Consider the following 18,940-nt stretch of genomic DNA (forward strand, 5'->3'; position numbering starts at 1 on the left):
GGATGTCAGCGACTGCTTTTGAAATCAGGCGTTCTTGAAGTCGGCTTTGCGCTTGCCGAGAAAGGCGGTGACGCCTTCGGCGAATTCCCGGCTGCCGAAGGCCACGGCCTGCGCCATCGCTTCGGCGGCAAAGAAATCGTCGATCGGTCCATAAGCGCTGTTCAACAGCATCTTGGTCAAACCGAACGAGGTCGCCGGCCCGGCGGCCAGCTCTTTCGCCAATTGCAAGGCGTCATCGACGAGCGACGCGGCCGGCACCATGCGTTTAGCGATGCCGATCGCAACCGCTTCGGACGCCTCGATACGGCGATTGGTCAGAAGAATATCCTTGGCGCGGGCGGCGCCGACGCTGCGCGGTAACGTCAGCGCGAGGCCGAGGTCTGGTGCTGCGCCGAGGCCCGGGAAGGCGGCGCGGAAAAAGGCTTTGTCGGAGACGATCACGATGTCGCACAACAGCGCCAGCGAAAATCCCGCACCCGCCGCCGCGCCGTTGACGGCCGCCACCACCGGCTTATCGCCGGTCAGAATGCATTTGGTCCACGCGTAGGTTTGATGCATGCGTGCCCGCACCGACGGCGCACCGCGATCATTCATGTTGCTGATATCGCCGCCGGCGCAGAAGGCTTCCTCGGAACCGGTAATCACCAGGCAGCGTACAGCGCTGTCCTGCATCAGGGCGGGGATCCTGGTTTCGAGGTGGGTCTTGATGTCGACGGCTAGGGCGTTGCGTGTGCGCGGCCGGTTGAGGCGGATCAGGGCGACATCGTCGTGATGTTCGACGATGACGGCGTCGTTCTCTTTGGCTGTCATGTGGTTCCTCCGATGCGCGCGCTCTGGCGCGCGGCTTTGAAAATCTGGTTTGAAGTCGTGGTGTTAATTCCAGGCTCTTGCGGCAACATTAGACCGCACGCTTCAAAAATGAAACTCAATTTCGCATATTGAGTTATGGCAGGCGGACGTCTATAAGGGCGCCAATAACAATCGAAACACGATCGGGGAAACGATGAACCTGACGATGGGTCTTCGGAAGGCGGCTAGATTCGGTGGCGACGCCGAGGCGCTGGTGTGCGGCGAGGCGCGCCTCGACCGGCGGACTCTGGTCGACAGGGTGGCGCGTCTCGCTTCCGTCCTGCGCGATCTCGGCATGGGCGACGGCGACCGGGTGGCGATGCTGGCGGCCAACGGTCAGCACTATATCGAATTCTATTTTGCAGTGTTGTGGGGCGGCGGCGTGATCGTTCCGATCAACTCGCGGTTTGCCCTCCCCGAAATGATCGAGCAGATCCGCGACGCGAGCCCCGTGGTTCTGATCGTTGACCGGACCTTTGCCGAGACCGGCGCGCAGCTCACCGAGGCCGCGCCGTCGGTCAAGGCGATGCTGTCTGTAGCGGTCGGCAAGGCGGGGCCGAAGGCGTTCGACTACGAAACTATGCTCGCCGCAGCACAACCGCGCGAGGATGCGCTCAGGGGCGGCGAAGACCTCGCGTGCATCTTCTATACCGGAGGCACCACCGGCCGTTCAAAAGGCGTGATGCTCAGCCATCGCAACCTGTGGGCCAACGCCGTGGTGACTGCGGCGCGCCTCGGCTTCGACGAGAGCATGGTCAGCCTGCATGCCGGGCCGTTGTTCCACCTCGCCGCCGGCGCGCGCGTCTACACCACGGCCGTAGTCGGTGGCAAACATGTTGTCATTCCGCGGTTTACCCCGGTTGATGTGCTGGAGGCCATTGCGCGCGACAGAGTCACCGTGGCGACCTTTGTGCCGACGATGCTGTCGATGCTGCTCGAACTCCCCGATCTCGGTTCGTACGATCTGTCGAGCCTGCGAATGATCACCTATGGCGCTTCTCCGATACCGGAAGTTGTTCTGAGCGAATGCATGAAACGCTTTCCGTCGGTTCGGTTCTCGCAATCCTACGGCATGACGGAATTGTCGCCGGTCGCCACCATCCTCGGACCGGAGGACCACATGCCCGACGCTCCGAGGCGACATCTTCGCTCGGCCGGCCGGCCGATCAGTTCGGCGGAAGTGAAGGTCGTCGATGCCAAGGATCGCGAACTGCCCTGCGGCGAGATCGGCGAAATCCTGGTGCGCGGCCCGATGGTGATGCAGGGCTACTGGAACAAGCCCGAGCTGACCGCGGAAACCCTGCGCGGCGGCTGGATGCACACCGGAGACTCCGGCTATTTCGAACCCGACGGCTATCTCTATATCGCCGACCGCATCAAGGACATGATCATATCCGGCGGCGAAAACGTCTATTCGGCCGAAGTCGAGAATGCGATCTGCGCGCATCCGGATGTTCTGCAATGCGCTGTGATCGGCATTCCCGATGAACGTTGGGGCGAAAGCGTCCATGCGGTTGTGGTCCGGCGTCCCGCTGCCGTCCTGACGGACGATGGCATCATTACCCACTGCCGTGGCTTGATCGCCGGCTACAAATGTCCGCGCAGCGTGGATGTCCGCGATCAACCGCTGCCGCTGTCGAGTGTCAACAAGATCAACAAAGCCGAATTGCGCGCCCCGTTCTGGAAGGAACGCACACGGCAGGTCAATTGACCGGTGTGCAACCGGTCACCACGGTGCCCGCCAACAGAACGTAGCCGACAGGGGAGGCAAATGAAGTTGAAATTCATGATATCGGTACTGACCGGGGTATTTGCGATCGCAGCGTTGTTTTCGGCAAATGCCGCGGGAAAAAAATACAGCGTTGGCGCGTCCGACACGGAAATCAAGATCGGTCATACAACCGCCTACAGTGGTCCGGTATCCGCATTCGGAGCAGGCGGACGTACCCTGGTGGCCTATTTCAAGATGGTCAACGAGGCGGGTGGAATCAACGGTCGCCGCGTCAACGTCATTTCCCTGGACGACGCATACAGCCCGCCAAAGACGGTAGAGCAAACGCGCAAGCTGGTTGAAGATCAGGAGGTGCTGCTGATCTACGGCGTATCCGGAACGCCGACCAATTCCGCCACTCAGAGATACCTCAACGGCAAGGGCGTACCGCAAATTCTCATTGCTACGGGGGCGTCGAAATTCAACAACCCCAAAGACTTTCCGTGGACGATGCCATTCTGGCCCTCCAATGGCCTCGAGCAGAAAATCTATGTCGATTATATTCTCAAGATGAAGCCGGACGCGAAGATCGCGGTCCTCTATGCAAACGACGATTACGGAAAAGACCATCTCGACGGCATCAAGGCAGCGCTGGGCGCGAATCCGGGTTCCAAAGCTTCGATTGTCGCCGAACTGAGCTACGAAACGTCGGATCCGACGATCGATTCCCAAATTGTAAATCTCAAGGCTTCAGGCGCCGATGTGTTCATCTGCGCCAGCACGGGGAAATTTGCAGCCCAGGCCATCCGCAAGGCGCGCGAGATCGGGTGGTCCCCCCTGAAGTTTTTGACCAATGCTTCAAGCTCGGTCAGCGCCGTACTCAAGCCCGCGGGCCTTGAGAATTCGGTGGGTGTCATGACCGCGGCCTTTCTCAAGGCGCCCAACGATCCGATCTGGGCGAACGACAAAGACGTCAAGGACTACGTCGAGTTCATGAAGAAGTGGAATTCGCAAGACAACCCGAACGACTTCTATGCAACGGTTGCTTACGTCAACGCGGCGATGCTGCGCCACGTGCTTGAGAGCAGCGGCGACGACCTGACGCGGGACAATGTTATGGAACAGGTAGCGAATATCCATGATGTTCGCCTGCCGTTGCACCTGCCGCACGTGGTGCTGAAAACAACTCCGCAGGATTTTAATGCGTTCAGATCGCTCCAGTTGCAGCGATTCGACGGGGAAAAATGGATTGATGTCGATTAGAGCATGACCGGGGAAAAGCATGCCCTCGGGTCAATATTCCAGGGGCATGCCCGACAAGGCTCTCTGGAACGCTGTTTTCTAGGTCTCGGAGCCTCCGAGCGAAGCGCTTATTTTCCTTGCCGCGACGGCTACCGCCGGGCCGTATTCGTGATCGAGCTGATCCTGCGACACCAAATACGCCGGTCCGCCGACGCTCAGCGCATAGACGCTTCCAGCGTTAGGTGTGATGATCGGAGCTCCGACGGCATTGATGTCTTTGCGCCATTCCCCGGCGGAGGTGCAGAAGCCGCGTTCCGCGACCTCGCGGATCGACGCCTCAATGGATCGCGTGATCAGCGGCCAGTCATCGCCGTGCTGTTTGCGGATGGCGTCGAGAATGCTGTCGCGTTCGCTGTCAGGCACCGCGGCGAGATAAGCCTTGCCAACCGCGGTGACGGCGATCGGTATCCGCGAACCCGGCGCCAGCCGAAGGCCGACGAGGCCGTGGCCTTCGCAGGTTTCGACGTTGAGCATCATCAGCTTGTCGCGCGTGCCGAGCGCGATATGCAGGTTATGGGCGTCGGCAAGAGTCTCCATGATCGGCCGGGCTACGCGCCGGACATCGAGGTTGGCGAGCGCCGCATAACTCAGCGACAGCGTGCGGCCGCCCAATTCATAAGTTCCGAGCCGGCTGTCGTAGGCCAGATAGCCCAATTGGGTGAGCGTGTGCGTAATACGCGAGATCGTCGGTTTCGGCAGTTCCGTGCGTTTCGCGAGATCGAGGTTGCCGAGCGCGCGGTCGCCCGCTCTGAAGGCGCTGAGGACTTCAAGTCCGCGCGCCAGCGCGGTGACAAACAGCCGGCCGCCGGCGTCGTCCGCAACCTCGTCCTTTGCGGCGGCCCGCGGTCTGCGGGCAGCGCGTTGTAGCAGCATGCGCGCGCTTTTCTTTTTCGCTCGCTCTTCAGAGGCTACAGAGGGTGCCTGACCGGGCGGTTTGCCGCTCCTGTTTTTTGGGGTCAGGTTGCGCGCTCCCGAACTGGATTTGCGCGGCGGCTTGTCGACCTTCATAGCTCTCAACCTCTTGCTGGTGCCGGAACGCCGCTGGAATGTTCGCGGGTCACAATGCCAAGGGACTTATCAGTTTCCTGCCGGCTTGTCGCTGCGTCGAGCTCCAAATCAGCTTTGCGAAATTAGATTTCGCATATTGTCTTGTTGGGAGCGCCGTGGCAACTTCAACGGCAGTTTTGATCCCTCCAAAATTCAAGGAAGCGCCCGCAGATGCCCATCGATCCCAAAACCCTGCTGCAATGGCCCTTCGCCGATCTCGAGCATACCTATACCGAGCGCGACACCATGCTCTATGCCCTCGGGCTCGGCTGCGGCGCGGATCCGATGGACGAAAGCCAGCTTCAGTTTGTCTATGAGGGCCGGCTGCGGGCGCTGCCGTCGATGGCAGTGGTGTTGGGCTATCCCGGATTCTGGATCAGTGATCCGGGCACCGGCGTCGACTGGAAGAAGGTACTGCACGGCGAACAGGGCATCACGATTTTCAAGCCGTTGCCGTCGGCGGGAACTGTGATCGGCCGCACGCGGGTGACCGGCGTGTTCGACAAGGGCAAGGATAAAGGCGCGGTGCTCGTCTCGGAGCGTGACGTCATCGACAAGGCGAGTGGAGATTTGCTCTGCCGCCTGACGTCGACGACCATGATGCGCGGCGACGGCGGCTTCGGCGGCCCCTCCGGTCCGCTCCCGGCGCCGCACGCACTGCCCGATCGGGCCCCGGATAAAACCGCCAGCATTGCAACGCTGCCGCAGGCCGCGCTGATCTACCGGTTATCCGGCGACTACAATCCGCTTCATGCCGATCCCGCGGTGGCGCGGAGCGGCGGGTTCGACAAGCCCATCCTGCATGGTCTGTGTACGTTCGGCGTGGTGTGCCGCGCGTTGCTGGATATGGTCTGCGGCAGCGATCCCTCCAGGTTGCGCGCGATGCAGGTCCGGTTCAGCTCGCCGGTCTACCCGGGTGAGACCATCGTGACCGAGTTGTGGAACGAGCCAGGCGGCATCGTCTCGTTCCGCGCCAAGGTGAAGGAGCGCGACCTTGTCGTCATCAACAACGGCCGTGCCGAGGTGGCGGCTTGAGCCGCCGCTTCGACCGCGGGCTGAAGGCGCTCAAATCCGGCGGTTGGATTTTTCCCAATACGGATCCCGCAGGCGCCGCTTGAAGATCTTTCCCGAATCCTCACGCGGCAGGCCTTCCTGCAACTCGATGTGCCGGGGTATCTTGTAGTCGGCCAGCGTCGCTCTCAGCTGGGCGCGAATGGTATCGCGATCGATGGTGGCGCCGCGCTGGGGTTCGATCACGGCCATCAGGGCTTCGCCGAATTCGTCGTCCGGGATGCCGAACACGGCGCAGTCGTGGACGCCGGGGAGGGCGTGCAGCGCCGCTTCGATCTCGGCGGGGTAAATATTGACGCCGCCCGAGATCACCATGTCGCGCTTGCGGTCGGAAATGAAGACGTAGCCGTCTTCGTCGATATAGCCGACGTCGCCGCTGGTGATGAAGCCGTCGCGCTCGATCTCGATCCGCTTCTCCGGCTTGTTGTGATAGCTGAAATCCGGGCTGCCGGTGGACCGCGAATAGATCTCGCCGATGGTTCCGCGCGGCAGAACGTTGCCGGCATCATCGAGAATCCGCAGCAAGGCACCGTCCAGGATCTGGCCGACCGTGCCGGGTTTCCTGAGCGCATCTTCCGGCGCTGCGTAAGTCACGGCGCCGGATTCGGTGCTGCCGTAATATTCGTGGATCACCGGTCCCCACCAGTTCATCATGGCCTGTTTGACATCGGGCGGGCAGGGCGCGGCCGCGTGCACGATGTGACGCAACGCGGAGACGTCGTATTTCTCGCGGACTGCAGCCGGCAATTTCAACAGGCGGACGAACATCGTCGGTACCATGAAGACGGTGTCGATGGCTTCTTCCTGAACCAGCCGGAGAAGTCCTTCCGCGTCGAACCGTGGCATCAGAAACAATGCTCCGCCGAGACGCCCGGCACGCAGCGCGAAAACGTTGGGCGCGGAGTGATAGAGCGGTCCCGGCAACAGCGCGCGCACGCCCGGTTTCAGGCCATAGACGCGCGCCCGCATCGCCTCGGCGGCTGCGGCCTGTGCGGGGGTTGGCGCTTCCCTGCGGACACCCTTGGGCTGCCCGGTGGTGCCCGAGGTGTAGATCATGCTCTGCGGCTGCGGCAGTTTCGGGCCGTCATAAGGCCTTTGTCTGCTCATCCAGGGTTCGAGATCCTCCGCGCCGTGCGGCAGACCGCGGCGTGAGGGATCGATCCGGTAGGCCCCCTCTATCTCCGGCGGCGTCGGAACGCTGAGCAGGGTGATGTCGCCGGGAATAACCTCGCCCAGCGCGTTCAGGAGATCGGCATGGCCGATCAGCACGCGGGTTCCGGTATCCTTCAGAATATAATCGACCTCCTCGGGCTTGAAGTGCCAGTTGACCGGCACCGCATAGGCCCCCAGCAACATGACCGCGTAGCTCGCTTCGAGGAAGGCAATGTCGTTTCGCATCAAGATGCAAACGCAGTCACCTTCGCTGACGCCGAGGCTTTGCAATCCGCCGGCGATCAGCAGCACCCGTTTTTCGACTTCATCGAAGCCTCGCTTGCGTGAACCGCTGATGATGCCGGTGGATACGGTCATGAGGATCTCCCGTCGCTCGAGCTCGTGTGCCCATCTCTGGTGAACCCTGCCATGTGTATATCTGGCAGGGTGGTTGCTGCAGGCCTGGCGCTTCTAGCGGTACGGCTTCCGGTGCCGGCGCTACAGCGACCGTGCAATGAGTTCGCGCATGATCTCGTTGGAGCCGCCATAGATCCGGCGCACGCGGGCGTCGGCATAGGCGCGGGTGATGGGGTATTCGAGCATGTAGCCGTAGCCGCCATGCATCTGCACGCATTGGTCCACCACCCGGCATTCAAGCTCGGTCAGCCAGTATTTGCACATCGCGGCGGCCTCGACGTCGAGCTTGCCGTCCAGATGAAGCTCCATGCAGCGGTCGAGAAAAACCCTGCCGATCTGGATCTCGGTCTTCATCTCGGCGAGCTTGAACCGATTGTGCTGGAATTCCGCCAGCGGCTGGCCGAACGCCTTGCGCTGTCGCGTGTAGTCGAGTGTCCATTCAAGCGCCGCTTCGGCGCCGGCGACCGCTGTGATCGCGACCAGCAGTCTTTCCTGGGGAAGTTCGTTCATCAGGCAACGAAAGCCGCGGCCTTCCTCGCCCAGCAGGTTGCCGGCCGGCACCCGCACGTCGGTGAAGAACAGCTCGGAGGTGTCCTGCGCTTTCATGCCGAGCTTTTCGAGGTTGCGGCCGCGCGAAAAACCCGGGCGGTTGGCCTCCACCAGAAGAAGACTGATCCCCCTGGAGCCGCCTTGCGGATCGGTCTTGCAGGCGAGGATGACGAGGTCGGCGAGCTGACCGTTGGTGATGAAGGTCTTGGATCCATTGACGATGAAGTCATCGCCGTCGCGGATGGCGGTGGTGCGGATCGACTGCAGATCGCTGCCGGCGCCGGGCTCCGTCATCGCCAGGGCGACAATGACTTCTCCCGTCGCCATCAACGGCAGCCATTGCCGTCGCTGGGCTTCGGTGCCGTAATGCAGGATATAGAAGGCGGCAATGTCGGAGTGCACACGGAAGCCGGGACCGTTGAAGACGCCGCGCGAGAGTTCTTCGGTGACGATCGCGCTGAGGGTGAAGTCGCCACCGCCGCCGCCATATTCCTCGGGGATGGCCGGACAAAGCAGGCCGGCCGCGCCGGCCTTGTTCCAGAGGTCGCGGCTGACCACGCCGTCCTTTTCCCACTGCGCATGATGCGGAGCGATCTCGCGGTCGACGAAACGCCGCACGGTATCGCGGAATGCCTGGTGTTCGCCGTCACCGTAGATCGTTTGCGGTATCATGATCCAATCGTCCTCCGAGGGGTTTTTGTCATTTGCGAAATCGTATTTCGCATATTTGACATTTGCAAGCGCGCGTGGCAAATCCGCTGCGATCAAGCCGCCGAAAGCTGCAAGGCGGTAATCCGGGAGAATTTGCCGAGATGGCTGAGCCAGCGCGCGCTAAACCAAAACCGACACCTGAGACCCAGCATTTCTGGGACGGCACGCAAGCCGGCGAGTTGCGGCTGCAGCGCTGCGACGCCTGCGCCAACGTCTATTTCCCGCCGCGCCCGTTCTGTCCGTCCTGCGCCTCGCGCAAGGTCAGCGTGTTCAAGGCGAGCGGCAAGGGCACGCTGTACAGCTACGTCATCAACCATCGCCCGGCCGCACCCGGTTTCACCCCGCCTTACGCGATCGCGATCGTCGAGCTCGCCGAAGGCCCGCGCCTGATGAGCAACATCATCGATTGTCCGCAGACGCCGGAGGCGCTCGAACTCGACATGAAGCTCGAAGTCGCCTTCGAGAAGCTCGACGACAAGATCACCCTTCCTCAGTTCCGTCCGGCGAAGGGCTAAGCACCATGCGCAGAAACGCAGTCGCCGTCGTCGGCGCCGCCGAAACCACCGAACTCGGCGTCATCCCCAACATGTCGCAGATCCAGCTTCACGCGGATGCGGCGCTCAACGCCATTGCCGATGCCGGACTGAAGCTGTCCGACATCGACGGCATCGCGACCGCCGTGGAGACCCCGCAGCAGATCGCGCACTATCTCGGCATTACGCCGACCTGGGTCGATGGCACTTCGGTCGGCGGCTGTTCGTTCATGCTGCACGTCCGCCACGCCGCCGCGGCGATCGAGGCCGGCCTGTGCAAGACCGTGCTGATTACGCACGCCGAAAGCGGCAAGTCGATGATCGGCAAATTGCCGCGTTCGACGCCGGCCGACAGCCTCAACGGCCAGTTCGAAGCGCCGTTCGGCGTCTACGGGCCGCCGAGCATGTTCCCGATCCCGGTGCTGCGCTACATGAAGACCCACGGCATAACCCACGAGCAGATCGCCTCGGTCGCGGTGGTGCAGCGGGAATGGGCGGCGAAGAATCCGCGCGCCACCATGAAGGCCCCGATCACGGTCGCCGATGTCCTGAACTCGCGGATGATCGCCTATCCGTTCCGCATTTTGCAATGCTGCCTCGTCACCGACGGCGGCGGCGCGCTGATCCTGACGTCGGCGGACCGCGCCAAGGACTTTCCGAACAAGCCGGTCTATATCCTTGGCACCGGCGAGAGCGTGGAAACGCCGATGGTCAGCCAGATGAAGACGTTCGATAGTTCGCGCGCCTTCAAGGTCGCGGGCCCCACCGCGTTCCGCGAAGCCGGCATTACCCACAAGGACGTCGATCACCTGATGATCTACGACGCCTTTGCGCATTTGCCGCTCTACGGGCTCGGCGACCTCGGCTTCATGCCGCACGAGGAAACCGGCAAGTTCATCGCCGACGGCAACACCCGCCCCGGCGGCAAGCTGCCGCTCAACACCAATGGCGGCGGTCTCAGCTACATGCATTCGGGCATGTACGGCATGTACGCGCTGCAGGAGAGCGTCCGGCAAATGCGCGGCATCGCCCCCGCACAGGTGCAGGGCGCGAAAGTCTCGGTCTGCCACGGCGTCGGCGGCATGTTCGCCGCGTCCGGCACCATCATCTTTACGAACGAACGATAACCAGCTTCGTCATTCCGGGATGGTCCGCAGGACCAGACCCGGAATCTCGAGATTCTCAGATGCGCAATTGCGCATCCTAGTTCGTGCTTCGCACGCCCCGGAACGACGACATCAACAGGAGACTCCAATGGCCAAATCACTGCAAGACAAAGTCATCATCGTCACCGGCGCCGGTCGCGGCATCGGCAAGGAGATCGCGCTGCTCTGCGCAGCCGAAGGCGCCAAGGTCGTGGTCAACGATCCCGGCGGTGCGGCCGACGGCGCCGGCACCAGCGCGGCACCCGCCGAAGAGGTGGTCGAGGAAATCAAGCAGAAGGGCGGCACCGCGATCGCCAACTTCGAGACGGTGGCGGAAGCCATTCCGGCCAGCAAAATCGTAAAAATGGCAACCGACACCTACGGCAAGCTCGACGGCGTGGTCAACAACGCCGGCATCCTGCGCGATGCGATCTTTCATCGCATGAGCATCGATGCCTTCGAGTCCGTCATCAAGGTTCATCTGATGGGCTCGTTCTATGTCGCGCACGCCGCGGCGCGGCTGTTCAAGGAGCAGGAAAGCGGCTCGTTCGTCCACTTCACCTCGACCTCGGGCCTGATCGGCAATTTCGGCCAGGCCAACTATGCCGCGGCCAAGCTCGGCATCGTCGGGCTGTCGAAATCGATCGCGCTCGACATGAGCCGTTTCAACGTGCGCTCGAACTGCGTCTCGCCGTTCGCCTGGAGCCGGCTGATCGGAACCATTCCGACCGAGACCGAGGAAGAGAAAGCACGCGTCAAGAAGATCCAGCAGATGGGTCCGGAGAAGATCGCGCCGATCTGCGCCTTCCTGCTCTCGGACGCCGCCAAGGACGTCACTGGGCAGATATTTGCCGTGCGCATGAACGAGATATTCCTGATGGGCCAGTCGCGCCCGCTGCGCTCGGTCCAACGGAGCGACGGCTGGACACCGCAGACCATTGCCGAACACGCCATGCCCGCGATGAAGTCGTCGTTCTACAAGCTCGATCGCTCCGCGGATATTTTCAACTGGGATGCCATCTGAGCGACGACAGGCGGGGGGCTGCCAGCGCACCGGAGATCATTGCATCGAATTGCCACGGAGACATCGACCGTCCGGGTCGGATAGCAAAGCCGATCATCAAAGAAATCGGCAAGAGCCAACGAGGAAAAAGAAATGCAGAAGAAATCTTCGCTTCTTGTGATGGTGGCGGCAATCATTGTTGCGTCGTCACTCTCGGCCAATGCGGCGGAGAAGAAGTATGGTCCGGGCGTCACCGACACGGAAATCAAGATCGGTCAGACGATGCCCTACAGCGGGCCGGCTTCCGCCTACGGCACCGTGGGCCGGCTCGAAACCGCTTATTTCGAAATGATCAACGCCGGCGGCGGCGTGAACGGCCGCAAGATCAATCTCATCAGCCTCGACGATTCCTACAGCCCGCCCAAGGCCGTGGAGCAGACGCGCCGGCTGGTGGAACAGGATGAGGTGCTGGCAATCGTCGGACAGCTGGGCACGCTGACGAGTTCGGCCGCGCAAAAGTACCTCAATGTGAAGAAGGTTCCCCAGATCCTGATCACATCGGGTGCGGCCAAATGGGATGACCCGAAGGCCTTTCCCTATTCGACGTTTCTTTACTCGCCGTACCGCCTGGAAGGCCAGATCTTCGCACAGTATCTGCTCGCCAACAAGCCGGGCGCCAGGCTCGGCGTGTTTTCCCAGAACGACGATGCGGGGCGGGATTACGTCCGCGGCTTGAAGGACGGGCTTGGCGACAAGGCCTCCACGCTCATCGTCAAGGAACTGACCTACGAGACCACCGATTCGACGATCGATTCCCAGGTCGTGACGCTGAAGGCCGCCGGCGTCGACACGCTGTTTCTGATGACGACGCCGAAGTTCGGCGCCCAGACGATCCGCAAGATCGCCGAGCTGGGCTGGAAGCCGCTGACCTACCTGTCCGCCGTATCGACCTCCCTCAAGACCGTGCTCGAGCCAGCCGGGCTCGACAACTCCAAGGGGCTGATCACGGCGCTGGCCGTCAAGCGGCCGGACGATCCCCGTTGGGAGAACGAGAAGGACGTCCAAGACTACAAGGCCTTTCTCAAGCAGTGGTACCCCACGGGAAACATGGCCGATAGCAGCAACATCGCCGGATATATGGCGGCCTTCGTGACGGTGAAGATCCTCGAACTCTGCGGCAACGACCTGACCAGGGAAAACCTGCTCAGGCAGGCGACCAACCTGACTGATCTCGCCGCTCCGCTGCTGTTGCCGGGCATCACCATCACCACGACGCCCGCCAGGTACACGCCATTCAGGCAGATGCAGATTGCGCGTTTCGATGGGACTACCTGGGTACCTGAAGGCCCACTCATCAGCGCGAACGAGCCGTAACACCGATTGACCTGCTGACAGAACGCGAGGGGAAACGACGATGAGCATGGATGTAAGGGTCGTGGGCGTCGGAATGATTCCATTCGCGAAACCCAGCGCCAGCGAAAGCTATGTGGAGATGGGCGCCAAGGCGGTGGCGGCGGCGCTCGCCGATGCTGGCTTGTCCTACGCGGCGATCCAGCAGGCTTATGCGGGCTACGTCTACGGAGATTCGACCTGCGGACAGGCGGTGCTCTACCGCGCCGGCCTAACGGGTATCCCGATCTTCAACGTCAACAATAATTGTTCGACGGGATCGAGCGCGCTGTTCCTGGCGCGCCAGGCGGTGGCGAGCGGCCAGGTCGAGTGCGCGCTTGCGGTCGGTTTCGAGGAAATGCGGCCCGGCGCGCTCGGCTCGAATTTTCCTGATCGTGTCGGGCCGATGGCCCGGCATGCCGGCCTGATGGGCGAGTTGCAGCCGCACGATCCGAAGGCGCCGCGCGCGGCCCAGTTCTTCGGCGGCGCCGGCGCGGAGTACGCGGAAAAATATGGCACCGGTCCGGAAGTCTTCGCCAAGATCGCCGCCAAGGCGCGCGTGCATGCCGCCAACAATCCTTTCGCGATCTTCCGCAACCTGCTGTCGGTCGAGGAAATTCTGGCCTCACCGCGGCAATACGGGCCGATGACCCGTTATCAATGCTGCCCGCCAACATGCGGCGCCGCGGCGGCTATCGTCTGTTCGCCGGCGTTTGCCGCGCGCCACGGCCTCGACGGCTCGGTCGCGATCAAGGCGCAGGCGATGACATCCGATACCGCCAGCACGTTCGAAGAACGTTCGATGATCAAGCTGATCGGCTACGACATGGCCAAAGATGCCGCGTCGGCGGTCTATGAATCGGCGGGCGTCGGTCCCGAAGACATTCAGGTGGTCGAATTGCACGATTGCTTCACCGCCAACGAGTTGCTGACCTACGAAGCGCTCGGCCTCACCGCGGAGGGAACGGCCGAGCAGTTCATCACCGACGGCGCCAACACCTACGGCGGCAAGGTCGTTACCAATCCTTCGGGCGGACTGCTGTCGAAGGGACACCCCCTTGGCGCCACCGGCCTTGCGCAATGCACCGAACTGGTCTGGCAATTGCGCGGCACAGCCGGTCCCCGCCAGGTGCGCGATGTGACGCATGCGCTCCAGCACAATCTCGGGCTCGGCGGCGCCTGCGTCGTCACGCTGTACGGCAGAGCCTGACAGACCGGCCGCATCGGCAACGGAGGCGACCGCGCCGGCACGCGATCGGTCTCACTCCGCTGTGGTTGCATTTGGTGGCGCCGCGATCACCAATAGCTGAATCGATGGCAGCGGCAATGGCGGTATGCGAGATGACGGTTTGACGGGGCGGGAAAAACCCGGCTTAGTTTTTCGCGAAGCGCAAGCCTCGACCGAAGCTTAAGGGAGACACGACAATATGGCCATCAACCGGAGAACATTCGGAATAGGCGCGTCCGGACTGCTGCTGGGACCGATCGTGGCGCCGTTCATTCGCCGCGCGGGCGCCGCCGAATCGACCATCCGGATCGGCGTGGTCAACTCGATGAGCGGCAGTCTCGCCGCCTACGCCCAGGAAGGCCAGCCGGCGTTCGAATACGTCATCAAGAAGATCAACGCCGAAGGCGGCATCAAGAGCAAGGGCGGCGCCAAGATCGAACTGGTGATGGCCGATGACACCAGCCAACCGGCGCGCACCGCGGCCGAGGCCCGCCGGCTCATTACCGAGGAAAAGGTCCAGTTGCTGACCGGAACCATTCTCAGCGCCCAGATGCTGGCGCTGACGCCCGTACTGGACGAACTGAAGATGCCGACGCTCTCGGTCTGGGCAGGCGGATCGCAGTCCGATTATATGTTCACGCTGGGCTATCCCTACGATCGCGGTTACGCCCAGACGATCCACGACTTCATCATCTCGCTGCGCGACGACAGCAAGTTCGCGATCAAGACCGCGGTGATGGGTTACTCGAACTACGAGGCCGGTCAGCAGGTCAACAAGTTCCTGGTCGAGAAGCTGAAGGCCAGCGGCGTCGAAATCATCGGCGAGGCCGCGCTCGACATTCGCGCGCAGGACCAGACCGCCGCGATGATTCGTATCCGCTCGCTGAAGCCCGATGTCGTCGCCGGCCTCGTCACGCCGCGTGACGGAATCCTGCTGCATCAGGCCCGATACAATCTCAACTATCACGGCAGCGTTTTCTGCGGCGGCACCGGTGGCTATACCGACCTCTCGCTGTGGAAGGACCTTGGACCCGAAATCGGCAAGGCCGTGCTGACCAAGAACCTGTTCGGCATGACCGGCTTCAGTGCCGGAGCCAGGATCGACTCGATGCAGAAGATCATCGCCGAATTGCGCGACGTCGCCAAGCTCGACAAGATCGGGCAGGGCGCCATTCAGTATGCACAGGCTGCCCGCGTGCTGCAGCAGATTCTCGAGAACGCCGCCTCCCTGCAGAACGACGCGCTGCTCGAGGCGTTCAAGAAGGTCAATATTCCGTTCGGCGATCCCAACCTCTATGTCGCCAAGCCGAAGGGCCTGCAGTTCGCGCCAGACCGGCTGCTCAAGGACGGGTCGGCGATGTTCATCCAGTGGACGCCCGAGCAGGATCAGCAGGTGATCTTCCCGAAGGAGTTCGCCCAGGTGCCGCCGCGGCCCCGCGTCTAAGAGGTTGCTGTGGCCTTTCTCGAAGTCGCCAACGTTACGAAACGCTTCGGAGGGCTGGTCGCGCTGAATGCGATCAGCTTTTCCGTCGAGAAGGGCGAAATCGTCGGCATCATCGGCCCGAACGGCGCCGGCAAGACCACGCTGTTCGGTGTGATCTCGGGCTTTATTGCACCGAGCCAGGGCGAAGTCAGCTATGACGGCGAAAGCATCATCGGCATATCGCCGGATCGCCTGGTCCGGCGGGGGCTGATGCGCAGCTTCCAGATCGTGCAGTCGTTCGCCGACATGACCGCGCTCGACGTGGTGACGACGGCGGCGCTGACGCGAAGGCCGATGCGGGAAGCGATCGACTATGCCGCGCAGGCGTTGCTCCGCGTCGGTCTCGGCGGCAAGGAGCTCAAGGTGCCGCTGACGCTGTCGCTGCAGGACAAGAAGCTGCTCGAACTTGCCAAATGCATTGCCACCGATCCACGCTGCATCCTGCTCGACGAGGTGATGGCCGGCCTGACCATGAGCGAGACGGCGGCGCCGATTGCGGTGATCCAGGAGCTGAACCGGCAGGGCGTCACCATCGTCATGGTCGAGCATGTCATGCCCGTGATCATGCGGCTGGCGACGCGGATGGTGGTGATCAATTTCGGCGAGAAGATCGCCGAGGCGACCCCAGAGGAGATATTGAAGGATCAGCGCGTGATCGATGCCTATTTCGGAGATCACCTCGATGCTTGAGATCGAGAGCCTGACGGCCGGCTATGGCGGCGTGCCGGTGTTGCGCGATATCAACGTCAAGCTCGAGGCCGGCGAGATCGTCGGCCTGCTCGGCGCCAACAACGCCGGCAAGACCACGCTGATCAACAGCCTGTCCGGCACCGTCCGGCCGATCTCCGGGCGAATCCTGTTTCAGGGCGAGGACATCACGGCGATGCCGCCGCGCCGGCGCGTCGAGCGCGGCATCGTACAGGTACCGGAAGGCCGCCTGGTGTTTCCGGACATGAGCATCCGGGAAAATCTGCTGCTCGGCGGCATCAATAGCCGGGCGCGGCCGCATCGCCGCCGGCAGATGGACAAGGTGCTGGAGCTGTTCCCCCGGCTCGGCGAACGGCTTTCGCAAAATGCCGGTTCGCTGTCGGGAGGCGAGCAGCAGATGCTGGCGATCGGCCGCGGGCTGATGGCCGAGGCGCACGTATTGATGCTCGACGAGCCTTCGCTCGGCCTCTCGCCGCTCTTCGTCCAGTATATTTTCGAGATCATCGACCGGCTGCATGACGAAGGATTGACGATCCTGCTGGTCGAACAGAATCTGAATTTGACGCTGCGTCACGCCCAACGCTGTTACGTGCTGGAGCGCGGGCAGGTCGCGGTGGAGGGAGTTGCCGATGCGGTCAGGGACGATCCCCGCACCAAAAGTGCCTATCTTGGCCTGTAATCGGAGGACGGCGTGAGCGAACTCTACCAGGCACTGGCGCAGGGCCTTCTGATCGGCAGCACCTACGGGCTGCTGGCGCTGGGAATGGGGCTGGTTTACGGCGTCAGCGGCGTCGTCAACTTCTCGCATGGCGACTTCATCTCGCTCGGCATGTTCATGTGCCTGGCGCTATATTCCGCGCTGTCGCTCGATCCCTATGTCTCCGTGATCATCACGGTTCCGGTGATGACGGCGATCGGGGCGCTGGTTTACCTGTTCCTGATCAGGCCGATGGTCGGGCACCAGTTCCTGATGGTGGTACAACTGACCCTGGGATTGAGCCTGGTTCTGCAGAACGGCATCCTGATGGTGTTCGGCGGACAACCGGCGCGTACGCCATCGGTCGTGGAATCGAAGCTGTTTCTTCTGGGCGACGTGGTCCTGCGCGTGCCCCATGTGATCGCGTTCGCGGTCTCGTTCGTTCTCGCCGGCGGCCTCTATATCATGCTGCGATCGACCGACTTCGGCCGCTCGATCCGTGCCGTGCATCAGAATGCCCATGCGGCGGCGCTGATGGGGATCGACGTCGGCCGCGTCCAGGTCATGACTTTCGCGCTCGGCATCGGGATTTTGGCGCTGGCTGCGGCGTTGCTATTGCCGGGCACGCCGATCCAGCCCACCCAGGGCCTGCGCTACACCGTCATCACCTTGCTTGTGGTCGTGCTCGGCGGCATGACCAATTTCGTCGGCATCATGCTGGGGGGATTGGTGATCGGCATCGCTGAGGCGTTCGGCACCATCTATCTCGAAGGGCCGCTGGGTTTGCTGATGCCCTACATCATCTTCGTGCTGATCATGCTGTTCCGGCCGCAAGGGCTGACCTGGAGTTCCTCGCGATGAGAGAGGAATTCTACAAGACGCTGTCGTCGCCGATCTGGTGGGGCGTGCTGGCCGTTGCCGCCACGTTGCCGTTCATGCTGTCGAGCTACTACCTGCATATCCTCACGTTGTCCCTGGTCTATGTCGCACTGGCCTCGTCGTGGAATATCGTCGGCGGCATGGCCGGGCAGATCTCGCTGGCGCACAGCCTGTTCATCGGCATCGGGGCGATGCTGTCGAGCGCGCTGCTGCTCAAGCTCGGCATCAACATGTGGTTGGGCTTGCTGATTTCGGCGCTGATCTCGGGCGTGCTCGGTGTCGCCATCGCCTGGATCGATTTCCGCTTCCAGCTCGGCCATCTCTCTTTCGTGCTGATCACGCTGGCATTCGCCGAGATGGGGAGCATCATCGTCGAGGGGTGGGACTTTCTCGGCGGTGCGTCCGGATTGTTGCTGCCCAAGGACACCGGTAATTTCCTCGCCTTTCAGTTTGGCGGCGGCGGTGGCGCATTCTGGATGATGCTGGCGCTGGCGGCGGTCTGTGTGCTCGTCAATGTCGCGATTCTCAATTCACCGCTCGGCTACTATCTGCGTACCATCCGCGACAACGAAAAGGCGGCGCAAGCGATCGGCGTCGACATCCTGCGCTACAAGATCACCGCCATGGCGATTTCGGCGGTGCTTGCTTCGGTCGTCGGCACCGCTTACGTCCGGTACCTGACGTTCGCGGATCCCTATCTGCTGATCTCGCCGGTCATCACCATCGAGATCGTGCTGTTCGCCACCGTCGGCGGTCTTGGCCGAGCCTACGGTCCTGCGCTCGGTGCGCTGCTGCTGGTTCCGCTCGGCGAGGTGCTGCGCGGCAAGCTCGGCAGCACACTGCCTGGCCTGCACTACTTCATCTACGGCATTGTGGTGATCGGGGTCATTCTGGTGACGCCGCGCGGGCTGCTGCCGCTTTTTGAGGGGCTGTGGCGACGCTGGCGAGAGGCCCGCTAGAAGCTGTAAAGCCATTTCACGGCGGCTGTTTTTAGGGACGAACATGGACATGTCAGACCCAGCTCCGGCGGAAAGGTCGCGATGGGTCCGACGCCGGGAGCGGCGAT

General features: G+C 62.3%; 17 protein-coding genes. 13 read left to right on the forward strand and 4 right to left on the reverse strand.

The annotated features are described in order from the left end of the window. Positions 1-24: 24 nt before the first annotated feature. Positions 25-810: an enoyl-CoA hydratase/isomerase family protein gene (locus FFI89_RS12770; RefSeq protein WP_138837014.1), complete on the reverse strand. Its 786-nt coding sequence runs from the start codon at positions 808-810 to the stop codon at positions 25-27. A 193-nt stretch (positions 811-1,003) separates the two neighbouring features. On the opposite strand from FFI89_RS12770, the gene FFI89_RS12775 reads away from it, so the two are divergent. After that, a complete protein-coding gene (locus tag FFI89_RS12775) occupies positions 1,004-2,560 on the forward strand; it encodes a long-chain-fatty-acid--CoA ligase (protein WP_138837016.1) in 1,557 nt (518 codons plus the stop codon). Between the two features lie 60 nt (positions 2,561-2,620). Further along, positions 2,621-3,823, forward strand: a complete 1,203-nt coding sequence (locus FFI89_RS12780) for an ABC transporter substrate-binding protein (protein WP_138837018.1) — start codon at positions 2,621-2,623, stop codon at positions 3,821-3,823. Between the two features lie 78 nt (positions 3,824-3,901). Here FFI89_RS12780 and FFI89_RS12785 read toward each other — a convergent pair whose 3' ends face one another. Then, positions 3,902-4,735 carry an IclR family transcriptional regulator gene (locus FFI89_RS12785; protein WP_246669437.1) on the reverse strand — a complete coding sequence of 278 codons (834 nt, stop codon included), beginning with the start codon at positions 4,733-4,735 and terminating at the stop codon, positions 3,902-3,904. A gap of 345 nt (positions 4,736-5,080) precedes the next feature. Here FFI89_RS12785 and FFI89_RS12790 point away from each other — a divergent pair, with 345 nt between their 5' ends. Beyond that, a complete protein-coding gene (locus FFI89_RS12790; protein WP_138837022.1) occupies positions 5,081-5,944 on the forward strand; it encodes a MaoC/PaaZ C-terminal domain-containing protein in 864 nt (287 codons plus the stop codon). Positions 5,945-5,974: 30 nt separating this feature from the next. On the opposite strand, the gene FFI89_RS12795 is transcribed toward FFI89_RS12790, so the two are convergent. Both FFI89_RS12795 and FFI89_RS12800 read right to left on the reverse strand, forming a co-directional pair. After that, entirely contained in the window at positions 5,975-7,510 is a 1,536-nt protein-coding gene (locus tag FFI89_RS12795) for an acyl-CoA synthetase (protein ID WP_138837024.1), read from the reverse strand. 120 nt (positions 7,511-7,630) lie between these two features. Continuing rightward, complete coding sequence (locus FFI89_RS12800; RefSeq protein WP_138837026.1) at positions 7,631-8,770, reverse strand: acyl-CoA dehydrogenase family protein; 1,140 nt, start codon at positions 8,768-8,770, stop codon at positions 7,631-7,633. Positions 8,771-8,910: 140 nt separating this feature from the next. On the opposite strand from FFI89_RS12800, the gene FFI89_RS12805 reads away from it, so the two are divergent. The 10 genes from FFI89_RS12805 to FFI89_RS12850 all read left to right on the forward strand — a co-directional run bounded on the left by FFI89_RS12805 (position 8,911) and on the right by FFI89_RS12850 (position 18,833). Next, positions 8,911-9,324, forward strand: coding sequence for a Zn-ribbon domain-containing OB-fold protein (locus tag FFI89_RS12805; protein ID WP_138837028.1), 414 nt, complete (start codon positions 8,911-8,913; stop codon positions 9,322-9,324). 5 nt (positions 9,325-9,329) lie between these two features. Beyond that, the gene (locus tag FFI89_RS12810; RefSeq protein ID WP_138837030.1) at positions 9,330-10,469 is read left to right on the forward strand and encodes a thiolase; all 1,140 of its coding nucleotides are present in this window, start codon (positions 9,330-9,332) and stop codon (positions 10,467-10,469) included. Between the two features lie 127 nt (positions 10,470-10,596). Continuing rightward, entirely contained in the window at positions 10,597-11,511 is a 915-nt protein-coding gene (locus tag FFI89_RS12815) for an SDR family NAD(P)-dependent oxidoreductase (RefSeq protein ID WP_138837032.1), read from the forward strand. Positions 11,512-11,643: 132 nt separating this feature from the next. Further along, positions 11,644-12,864 carry an ABC transporter substrate-binding protein gene (locus tag FFI89_RS12820; protein WP_138837034.1) on the forward strand — a complete coding sequence of 407 codons (1,221 nt, stop codon included), beginning with the start codon at positions 11,644-11,646 and terminating at the stop codon, positions 12,862-12,864. 40 nt (positions 12,865-12,904) lie between these two features. After that, entirely contained in the window at positions 12,905-14,089 is a 1,185-nt protein-coding gene (locus tag FFI89_RS12825; protein ID WP_138837036.1) for a lipid-transfer protein, read from the forward strand. A gap of 217 nt (positions 14,090-14,306) precedes the next feature. Further along, on the forward strand, positions 14,307-15,551 hold the full coding sequence (locus tag FFI89_RS12830) for an ABC transporter substrate-binding protein (protein ID WP_138837038.1): 1,245 nt from the start codon (positions 14,307-14,309) through the stop codon (positions 15,549-15,551). A 9-nt stretch (positions 15,552-15,560) separates the two neighbouring features. After that, positions 15,561-16,280: an ABC transporter ATP-binding protein gene (locus tag FFI89_RS12835; protein WP_138837040.1), complete on the forward strand. Its 720-nt coding sequence runs from the start codon at positions 15,561-15,563 to the stop codon at positions 16,278-16,280. Next, positions 16,273-16,977, forward strand: coding sequence for an ABC transporter ATP-binding protein (locus tag FFI89_RS12840; protein WP_138837042.1), 705 nt, complete (start codon positions 16,273-16,275; stop codon positions 16,975-16,977). The genes FFI89_RS12835 and FFI89_RS12840 overlap by 8 nt, the downstream gene beginning before the upstream one ends. Before the next feature lie 12 nt (positions 16,978-16,989). Next, positions 16,990-17,856, forward strand: coding sequence for a branched-chain amino acid ABC transporter permease (locus tag FFI89_RS12845; protein ID WP_074818637.1), 867 nt, complete (start codon positions 16,990-16,992; stop codon positions 17,854-17,856). Beyond that, positions 17,853-18,833 carry a branched-chain amino acid ABC transporter permease gene (locus tag FFI89_RS12850; RefSeq protein WP_138837045.1) on the forward strand — a complete coding sequence of 327 codons (981 nt, stop codon included), beginning with the start codon at positions 17,853-17,855 and terminating at the stop codon, positions 18,831-18,833. The genes FFI89_RS12845 and FFI89_RS12850 overlap by 4 nt, the downstream gene beginning before the upstream one ends. Positions 18,834-18,940 lie beyond the last annotated feature (107 nt).

Source organism: Bradyrhizobium sp. KBS0727 (assembly GCF_005937885.2).
Lineage (GTDB): Bacteria > Pseudomonadota > Alphaproteobacteria > Rhizobiales > Xanthobacteraceae > Bradyrhizobium.

Bases quoted from the DNA above. Each gene is read 5' to 3' on its own strand.
- FFI89_RS12795 (WP_138837024.1), bottom strand. From the start codon at position 7,510: ATGACCGTATCCACCGGCATCATCAGCGGTTCACGCAAGCGAGGCTTC.
- FFI89_RS12805 (WP_138837028.1), top strand. From the start codon at position 8,911: ATGGCTGAGCCAGCGCGCGCTAAACCAAAACCGACACCTGAGACCCAG.
- FFI89_RS12840 (WP_138837042.1), top strand. From the start codon at position 16,273: ATGCTTGAGATCGAGAGCCTGACGGCCGGCTATGGCGGCGTGCCGGTG.
- FFI89_RS12790 (WP_138837022.1), top strand. From the start codon at position 5,081: ATGCCCATCGATCCCAAAACCCTGCTGCAATGGCCCTTCGCCGATCTC.
- FFI89_RS12815 (WP_138837032.1), top strand. From the start codon at position 10,597: ATGGCCAAATCACTGCAAGACAAAGTCATCATCGTCACCGGCGCCGGT.
- FFI89_RS12785 (WP_246669437.1), bottom strand. From the start codon at position 4,735: ATGCTGCTACAACGCGCTGCCCGCAGACCGCGGGCCGCCGCAAAGGAC.
- FFI89_RS12820 (WP_138837034.1), top strand. From the start codon at position 11,644: ATGCAGAAGAAATCTTCGCTTCTTGTGATGGTGGCGGCAATCATTGTT.
- FFI89_RS12800 (WP_138837026.1), bottom strand. From the start codon at position 8,770: ATGATACCGCAAACGATCTACGGTGACGGCGAACACCAGGCATTCCGC.
- FFI89_RS12825 (WP_138837036.1), top strand. From the start codon at position 12,905: ATGAGCATGGATGTAAGGGTCGTGGGCGTCGGAATGATTCCATTCGCG.
- FFI89_RS12775 (WP_138837016.1), top strand. From the start codon at position 1,004: ATGAACCTGACGATGGGTCTTCGGAAGGCGGCTAGATTCGGTGGCGAC.
- FFI89_RS12830 (WP_138837038.1), top strand. From the start codon at position 14,307: ATGGCCATCAACCGGAGAACATTCGGAATAGGCGCGTCCGGACTGCTG.
- FFI89_RS12810 (WP_138837030.1), top strand. From the start codon at position 9,330: ATGCGCAGAAACGCAGTCGCCGTCGTCGGCGCCGCCGAAACCACCGAA.
- FFI89_RS12770 (WP_138837014.1), bottom strand. From the start codon at position 810: ATGACAGCCAAAGAGAACGACGCCGTCATCGTCGAACATCACGACGAT.
- FFI89_RS12850 (WP_138837045.1), top strand. From the start codon at position 17,853: ATGAGAGAGGAATTCTACAAGACGCTGTCGTCGCCGATCTGGTGGGGC.
- FFI89_RS12780 (WP_138837018.1), top strand. From the start codon at position 2,621: ATGAAGTTGAAATTCATGATATCGGTACTGACCGGGGTATTTGCGATC.